Below are 7404 nucleotides of genomic sequence, written 5' to 3'. Positions count from 1 at the left end.
AGTCGGGGGCCGAGCCCCCGCTCGGGGTCGGGGGCCGAGCCCCGGCACGGGGTCGGGGGCAGAGCCCCCGCTCGGGGTCGGGGGCCGAGCCCCGGCACGGGGTCTGGGGCGGAGCCCCGGTTTCGGGAAGGGGCGGGGAGGGGACAGCCCGCCGCAGGCGTCATGGCCCGCCGGACACACCTAGATGGCGAGGGGCTGCTCGGCCGCGCCCCGCCCCGTAATGGCCAGGAAGGCATCCTGGAGGCTGGCGGCCGGATCCCCCGCATAGCGGACCTTGAGCTCGGCAGAGGTGCCCTCGGCGACGATCCGCCCGGCGTCCACGACCACGATCCGGTCGGCGAGCGCATCGGCCTCGTCCAGGTAGTGGGTGGTGAGGAAGACCGTGGTGCCGTGCTCGGCGCGGACGCGCCGCACCAGGTCCCACAGCTCGGCCCGGCTCCCCGGGTCAAGACCGGTCGTGGGCTCGTCGAGGAAGAGCACCTCGGGCCGGTTGACCAGGCCCAGCGCGATCTCCACCCGGCGGCGCTGGCCGCCCGACAGCGCGGCGGTCGGGCGGTCCATGAGCCCCGACAGCCCGAGCTCACCGGCGAGTTCCTCGGCACGCCCGGCCGCCGCGCCCTTGGCCATCAGATGCAGCCGCCCCTGGGTGACCAGTTCCTCGCGTACGGAGCACCCGGGGTCCAGGCCGCCCGACTGGGCCACATAGCCGATCCGCCGGCGCACGCCCGCCGGATCGCGGAGCAGATCGCGCCCGGCGATCTCGGCCTCGCCCCCGCTGGGCGGCAGCAGGGTGGTGAGCATGCGCAGGGTCGTGGTCTTACCGGCCCCGTTGGGGCCCAGGAAGCCGAGGATCTCGCCCCGGCCGACGGTCAGATCGATCCCGCGGACGGCGTGCACGGGGCCTTGGCCGCGGCCCAGCGAGAACGTGCGAGTGAGGCCGCGAACGCGGATGACGGATGAGGACATGCCCCGATCAGAGCACAACGAGCCCCAAGCTTGCAATCGACTTAAAGTTTTCAGGCGGAAGCAAGTTTGCAGCGGGCTACACTTACGGCCATGAGCGAAGGACTGCGGGAGAAGCACAAGCGCCGAACGCGCCGGCGGATCGCGGACGTGGCCACCGGGCTGTTCCTGGAGCGCGGCTTCGACCGGGTCACGGTCGCCGAGGTCGCCGAGGCCGCGGAGGTGTCCGTCAACACGGTCTACAACTACTTCCCGGCCAAGGAGGATCTGGTTCTGCCGCCCGACCAGGCGTCCCCGCGGCGGCTCGCCGACATCGTGCGCGAGCGCCCGCCCGGCCGGTCCGCCGCCCAGGCGGTGCTGGACCGGCTGCGCGAGGAGGTGGCGCGGCGCGACCGCTCACTGGGGCTGACCGAGGGCTTCGGCCCGTTCTTCGCGATGATGCGGGCCGCCCCCACACTGCTGGCCCGGCTGGAGGAGCTGGGCCACCGGATGAACGACGAACTGGCCGCCGTGCTCGCCGAGGAGACCGGCGCGGCGCCGGAGGATCCGCTGCCGCGCGTGGTGGCCGCCCAGATCAGCGGCTATCACTCACTGATCCTCGGCGAGATCGGACGGCGCGTCACGGCGGGCGAGCGCCCGGACGCCATCGCCGAGGCCGTGACCGGACTCCTCGACGCCGTCGAGGAGATGCTGGGCGCTCCGATGCTCGGCTACGCCATACGAGAGGAACGGGAGGGGCGACCGTGTTCCGAGTGACGATCCGGGGTGCCTTCGAGGAGTTGGGCGAGGACGATCGCGAGGCGCTGCGCGACGCGGTCGACTCCCTCCAAGTGGCCTTCACCGAGGCGGGCACCTTCACCTGCGACCGGAGCCTTTCGGCGTTCACCTTCCGTTGCGAGGTTCCGGCGGAGCCGGACGACGGCGAGCAGGAGGCGACCGAGCGGGCCATCGCGGCGCTGACCGCGCACGGTTTCCCGCACCGGATCCTGCGGATCGGTGTGACGGACATGCGGAACATCAAGATCCGCCGCAAGCCTCGCGGGGCGGGCGGCACGTAGGGCCAGGGCCCGGCCCGGGGCGGGCTCGCCCGGGACGTAAGGCAGCGATCGGCGGACCTTCCGCACCAGCGGAACTGGGTGGGGCCGGACCCTGGCGGATCCGGCCCCCCGGATAGCGCCCCGGGCCGGGCCGACCCCGGCAGCCAACCTCGGCCCTCTATCGTTACCCATGCGTAACTTACCGCGCTATTACCGCCGGTAAACACCCGAGTTACCGTCAGGTCACAAGCGCCGGCGCTCCCCCTGCCCCCACGGCATCCCCCACCAGGAGCCATCGTGACCCCTGCCCGAAAAGCCCTTCGCCCGACGACCGCCGTCGCCATCTCCGTCACCGTCCTGGCCGGTGCGGCCTTCGGCCTCGCCCCCGCCACCGCCGCCGCGGCACCGGCCCCGGCCGCCACCACGGCCGCCACCACCTCCACCGCCGCCTCCACCGCCACCTCCTCCGGTGTCTCCATCCGCTTCGTCGACATCCCCGGCGACGGCGGCGTCAACCTGGCCGCCAACGTCGTGGCCCCCGCGAACGCCGACGCCTCCCACCGCCTCCCCCTCGTCGTCCTGCCCACCAGCTGGTCCCTGCCCCAGGTCGAATATCTCGCCCAGGCCAAGAAGCTCGCCGAAACCGGCTATGTGGTGCTGACCTACAACACCCGCGGCTTCTGGCAGTCGGGCGGAAAAATCGAGACGGCCGGACCGCCCGATATCGCCGACGCGTCCAAGGCCATCGACTGGGCGCTCGCCAACACCCCCGCCGACCCCGACCACATCGGCATGGCCGGACTCTCCTACGGCGCCGGGATCAGCCTGCTCGCGGCCGGCGCCGACCCGCGGATCAAGACCGTGGTGGCCATGAGCGGCTGGGCGGACCTGGTCGGCTCGATCTACAGCGGCCGCACCCAGCACGCCCAGGCGGCCGGGCTGCTCGCCGGGGCCGGGACGCTGACCGGCCGGCCCAGCGAGGAGTTCCAGCAGATCCTCGACGACTTCTTCTCCTCCAACCTCGCCAAGGAGAAGGATCTGATCGCCTGGGGCAAGAAGCGCTCCGCCGCCACCTACCTCGACCGGATCAACGCCAATGGCGCGGCCATCATGCTGGGCAACTCCTGGAGCGACTCGATCTTCCCGCCCAACAGCTACGCCGACTTCTTCGAGAAGCTGACCGGCCCCAAGCGGCTGGAGCTGCGGCCCGGTGACCACGCCACCGCCGAACTCACCGGGCTGCTCGGACTGCCCAACACCACCTGGACCCACGCCCGGCAGTGGCTCGACCGCTACCTCAAGGGCGAGCGCAACGGCATCGACAGGGAGCAGCCGGTGCAGCTGACGTCCCGTACGGGGGACGGTGCCGACTACGAGGGCTACCCCAGCTGGTCGGCCGTCCCCTCCGAGCAGCGCCGCGTCCCGCTCGCCGCCACCGAGAAGGTCACCGCCAACCGCGACTCCGGTGCCAACGCCGGAACGGTGCTGCTCGGCGGCGCCCTCGACCAGTTCCTGAAGCTCCCGCCGCTCGCCTCGATCCCGCTGCTGCCCCGGTCCTACGCGGCCGTCTGGCAGACCGGGACCTACGCCGACGAGCAGCGCGTCCGCGGCACCGTGAAGCTCCACACCACCGTGACCAGCGACCGCTCGGACGGTACGGCGGTGGCGTATCTGTACGACGTGGGCCCGCTGGGCGTCGGCAAGCTCATCACCCACGCCCCGTTCACCTTCCACGACCGCACCCCGGGCACGCCCTTCGGAGTGGACCTGGAGCTGTTCTCCACCGCGTACGACGTCCCGGCGGGTCACCGGCTGGCGCTGGTCGTGGACACCGTCGACCCGCTCTACATCGAGCACAACCCCGACGGCGCCCATCTCACCTTCTCGTCGCCGGACTCGGACCCGTCCCATCTGACGGTCCCGGTCCGCAACTGAGACGCCCTCCGGCCGCCCCGGCTCAGCCGCGGGTGTCCCCCGGCATCGGGGCGGCCGGTTCGGCGGCGGCGACCTCGACCTGACGGGTCTTCACACTGCGCCGCTCCCGCTTGGCCACCCAGTTGGCGAACCACGACAGCAGCATGCACATCCCGATGTAGATCGGTGAGATCACCATGACCACCGGGATGAACGGCAGGTCGTAGTCGAGATTGGACGCGATCAGCTTTCCGGCGTGCAGAAACTCCTCGTAGGTGATGAGAAAGCCGAGCGAGGTGTCCTTCAGGGCCACCACCAGCTGGCTGATGATGGCCGGGAGCATCGCCCGCACCCCCTGCGGCACCAGCACGGACATCATGACCTGGGTCTTCCGCAGGCCGAGCGAGTACGCCGCCTCGCGCTGGCCGCGGTCCACCGAGTTCACCCCGGCCCGGAACACCTCGGCCAGCACCGAGCCGTTGTACAGCGTCAGCCCGGTGACCAGGGCGGGCAGCGGCTGGACCCGCAGCGCCACAAAGACGAAGAAGATCATCACCAGCACGGGCATCGCCCGGAAGAACTCCACCACCAGCGTGGCCGTCCAGCGCAGCGGGCGGTGTTCGGAGAGCCGCCCGGCGGCGAGCACCCCGCCGAGGGCGAGCGAGAGGACCGCGGCCATGCCGAACGCCTTGAGGGTGCCCGCGAGCCCGTTGAGCAGCAGCTCCTGGATGCCCTTGTACTCGAACGGCATCCACTTGCGGTGGGCGAACTGGCCGGTGTGGATGAGGAGATAGACGATCCAGCCGAGCAGGGCAAGCAGCACGGCCGTCCCGGCCAGCGCGTACATCCGGTGCCGCCGCCGGGTGTGGGGCCCTGGGACGTCGTAGAGGGCGCTGGTGGTCGAGGGGGCGGTCATCGCGGCACTCCCCAGCGCCGCTCCAGCACGGCGAAGATCGCGCTGATGGCGAGGGTGATGATCAGATACCCGACGGCGATCCAGACGAAGGACCAGACGATGCTGTAGCCCCGCTCGTTGAGGGGCTTGTAGGTGCCGAGCAGTTCGGTGACGCTGAACGACCCGGCGATGGCCGAGTTCTTGGCCAGCGCGATCAGGGTCGAGCCGATGGGCGGGATGACCGTACGGAACGCCTGCGGCAGCACCACCGCGCTCAGCGTCTGGTCGAACGTCATGCCCAGACTGCGGGCCGCCTCGCCCTGCCCCACCGGCACCGTGTTGATGCCCGCCCGCACCGCCTCGCAGATGAAGGCCGAGGTGTAGCAGCCGAGCGCGATCACCGCGAAGACGGTGAACGGCAGCACGAGACCGAAGCGCGGCAGCCCCAGCATCACCGCGAAGAACAGCAGCGTCAGCGGGGTGTTGCGGAGCACCGTCACCCAGACGGTGCCGAACGCGCGCAGCGAGGCGACCGGCGCCACCCGGAACGCGGCCATGAGGATGCCGAGCGCGAGGGCGAGCAGCGAGGCGTAGACGGTCAGCTGCACGGTGCCGAGGAAACCCTTGCCGTAGAGCGCGAAGTTCTGGGTGAGCACGTCCATGGGATGGCCTTCAGCCGGTGCGGTAGCGGTCGATGGGCGGCGGCTTGGGGGCGGGCACACCCGAGAGGCCGAGGGTCGCGTCGTACGCCTTCTTCCAGTCGCCGTTGCGCTCGTGGAAGAGGATCGCGTCGTCCAGCGCGAAGCGCAGCGCGTTGTCCCGCTTGGGCACGCCGATGCCGTACGGCTCCTTGGAGAAGGGCCGGCCGACCACCTTCAGCTCCTCGGGGGCCTTGGCCGCGTAGCCGAGCAGGATGGTGTTGTCGGTGGTCACCGCGTCCACCTGGAAGCTGAGCAGGTTGTCCACGCAGACCGAGTACGTGTCGTACGCGACCGCGTGGGCCTTGGGGTAGTCGGCCTGGATGTGCTGGAGCGGGGTGGAGCCGGCCACCGAGCAGACGGTCCTGCCCGCGAGGTCTTCGGGGCCGTGGATGTCGTCCTCGTCGGTGCGCACCAGCAGCGACTGACCGGCCATGAAGTACGGCCCGGCGAAGCCGACCAGTCGTTTGCGCAGCGGGTTGATGGTGTAGGTGCCGACGTAGTAGTCGATCTGGCCGCTCTGGAGGGCGGTTTCGCGGTTGGCGGAGGCGATGGTCTGGTAGCGGATGGTGCTCGGGGCGAAGCCGAGGGAGGCGGACATCATGCGGGCGATCTCGATGTCGAAGCCCGAGTAGCGGCCGGTGGCCGGGTCCCGTTCGCCCAGATAGGGCTGGTCCTCCTTGACCCCCACGGTGAGATGGCCGCGGCGTTCGGCCCGGCGCCAGGTGGGCGAGGCGGGCAGCCGGAACTCGGTGTCCACCTTGTAAGTGGGCAGCTTCTCGGCCCGGGGGCCCTTGGCGGGCGGGCTGCCCTCCTTGCCGCAGCCGGGCATGAGCAGCAGGACCAGGGCCGTGGTGAGGGCGGCGGTCGCGCGGCGCAGACGCCTCATGTCCGTCATCACCCGGCTCAGTGCTTGAGGATCTTGGACAGGAAGTCCCGGGCGCGCTCGCTCTCGGGGGCGCGGAAGAACTCCTCCGGCGTACGGTCCTCGACGATCGCGCCGTCGGCCATGAAGACCAACCGGTTGGCGGCGGAGCGGGCGAAGCCCATCTCATGGGTGACGACGACCATCGTCATCCCCTCCTGGGCGAGCTGGCGCATCACCTCCAGCACCTCGTTGATCATCTCGGGGTCGAGGGCGGAGGTCGGCTCGTCGAAGAGCATCACCTGAGGGTCCATCGCCAGCGCACGGGCGATGGCCACCCGCTGCTGCTGGCCGCCGGAGAGCTGGGCGGGGAACTTCTCGGCCTGGTCGGCGAGTCCGACCCGGCCCAGCAGCTCACGGGCGCGCCCTTCGGCGTCCTGCTTGAGGCGACGGCGGACCTTGGTCTGACCGAGCATCACATTGGCCAGCACGGTGCGGTGGGCGAAGAGGTTGAACGACTGGAAGACCATGCCGACCTCGGCGCGCAGCCGCGCCAGCTCCTTGCCCTCCTCGGGCAGCGGACGGCCGTCGACGACGATGGAGCCGGACTGCACGGTCTCCAGCCGGTTGATGGTCCGGATCAGGGTGGACTTGCCGCCGCCGGAGGGGCCGATGATCACGACGACTTCGCCGCGGCCGACGGTGAGCTCGATGTCCCGCAGGACGTGCAGCGCGCCGAAGTGCTTGTTGACGCCGCGCAGCTCGATCAACGGCTCGCCGACGGCCATACCCGGCCCCACCCACCTTCCGCTGTGTCCCGGTCAGCGCAAGCTATCCGGACAACTGGGGAGCGTTGGGTACGGACACGCACCGATGGGCAGATACCGCCCGACAGGGTCTACGGGGGCCGGGGATCGTGACGCCTGCGGCGGGCTGGGCGGTTTCTAGGAGTCGTCGCAACACGTGGTTGTGTTGATCAGGCTGCGAGCAGTTTATGCAGGCGCTCGGCTGGGGTTTCCCAGCCGAGCGTTT

At 70.8% G+C, this 7404-nt stretch carries 8 protein-coding genes; 3 read left to right on the top strand and 5 right to left on the bottom strand.

Going from position 1 to position 7404, the window contains the following annotated elements; translation table 11 throughout:
• Positions 1-180 precede the first annotated feature (180 nt).
• Positions 181-966, bottom strand: a complete 786-nt coding sequence (locus ABD329_RS45705) for an ABC transporter ATP-binding protein (protein WP_198282238.1) — start codon at positions 964-966, stop codon at positions 181-183.
• A 90-nt stretch (positions 967-1056) separates the two neighbouring features.
• Here ABD329_RS45705 and ABD329_RS45700 point away from each other — a divergent pair, with 90 nt between their 5' ends.
• From ABD329_RS45700 to ABD329_RS45690, 3 genes are all read left to right on the top strand, one after another.
• Complete coding sequence (locus ABD329_RS45700) at positions 1057-1719, top strand: TetR/AcrR family transcriptional regulator (RefSeq protein ID WP_198282239.1); 663 nt, start codon at positions 1057-1059, stop codon at positions 1717-1719.
• Entirely contained in the window at positions 1716-2021 is a 306-nt protein-coding gene (locus tag ABD329_RS45695) for a DUF6204 family protein (protein WP_309142979.1), read from the top strand. The genes ABD329_RS45700 and ABD329_RS45695 overlap by 4 nt, the downstream gene beginning before the upstream one ends.
• Before the next feature lie 276 nt (positions 2022-2297).
• Positions 2298-3935 carry a CocE/NonD family hydrolase gene (locus ABD329_RS45690; protein WP_425574465.1) on the top strand — a complete coding sequence of 546 codons (1638 nt, stop codon included), beginning with the start codon at positions 2298-2300 and terminating at the stop codon, positions 3933-3935.
• 22 nt (positions 3936-3957) lie between these two features.
• Here the strand turns inward: ABD329_RS45690 and ABD329_RS45685 are convergent, their stop codons facing one another.
• Genes ABD329_RS45685 through ABD329_RS45670 form a run of 4 tightly spaced genes read right to left on the bottom strand, consistent with a single transcriptional unit; the run spans position 3958 to position 7160 of the window.
• On the bottom strand, positions 3958-4830 hold the full coding sequence (locus tag ABD329_RS45685) for an amino acid ABC transporter permease (RefSeq protein ID WP_198281394.1): 873 nt from the start codon (positions 4828-4830) through the stop codon (positions 3958-3960).
• Positions 4827-5471 carry an amino acid ABC transporter permease gene (locus ABD329_RS45680; RefSeq protein WP_198281393.1) on the bottom strand — a complete coding sequence of 215 codons (645 nt, stop codon included), beginning with the start codon at positions 5469-5471 and terminating at the stop codon, positions 4827-4829. The genes ABD329_RS45685 and ABD329_RS45680 overlap by 4 nt, the downstream gene beginning before the upstream one ends.
• A 10-nt stretch (positions 5472-5481) precedes the next feature.
• On the bottom strand, positions 5482-6396 hold the full coding sequence (locus ABD329_RS45675) for a glutamate ABC transporter substrate-binding protein (protein ID WP_425574466.1): 915 nt from the start codon (positions 6394-6396) through the stop codon (positions 5482-5484).
• Between the two features lie 17 nt (positions 6397-6413).
• Positions 6414-7160, bottom strand: coding sequence for an amino acid ABC transporter ATP-binding protein (locus ABD329_RS45670; RefSeq protein WP_198281391.1), 747 nt, complete (start codon positions 7158-7160; stop codon positions 6414-6416).
• Between the last annotated feature and the right edge of the window lie 244 nt (positions 7161-7404).

The sequence above is a fragment of the Streptomyces javensis genome (assembly GCF_039525925.1).
Lineage (GTDB): Bacteria > Actinomycetota > Actinomycetes > Streptomycetales > Streptomycetaceae > Streptomyces > Streptomyces asiaticus.
This window is presented reverse-complemented; position numbering and strand designations above follow the sequence as displayed.

Coding starts and splice junctions, on each gene's coding strand:
- ABD329_RS45705 (WP_198282238.1), bottom strand. CDS start 966: ATGTCCTCATCCGTCATCCGCGTTCGCGGCCTCACTCGCACGTTCTCG.
- ABD329_RS45700 (WP_198282239.1), top strand. CDS start 1,057: ATGAGCGAAGGACTGCGGGAGAAGCACAAGCGCCGAACGCGCCGGCGG.
- ABD329_RS45685 (WP_198281394.1), bottom strand. CDS start 4,830: ATGACCGCCCCCTCGACCACCAGCGCCCTCTACGACGTCCCAGGGCCC.
- ABD329_RS45680 (WP_198281393.1), bottom strand. CDS start 5,471: ATGGACGTGCTCACCCAGAACTTCGCGCTCTACGGCAAGGGTTTCCTC.
- ABD329_RS45675 (WP_425574466.1), bottom strand. CDS start 6,396: ATGAGGCGTCTGCGCCGCGCGACCGCCGCCCTCACCACGGCCCTGGTC.
- ABD329_RS45670 (WP_198281391.1), bottom strand. CDS start 7,160: ATGGCCGTCGGCGAGCCGTTGATCGAGCTGCGCGGCGTCAACAAGCAC.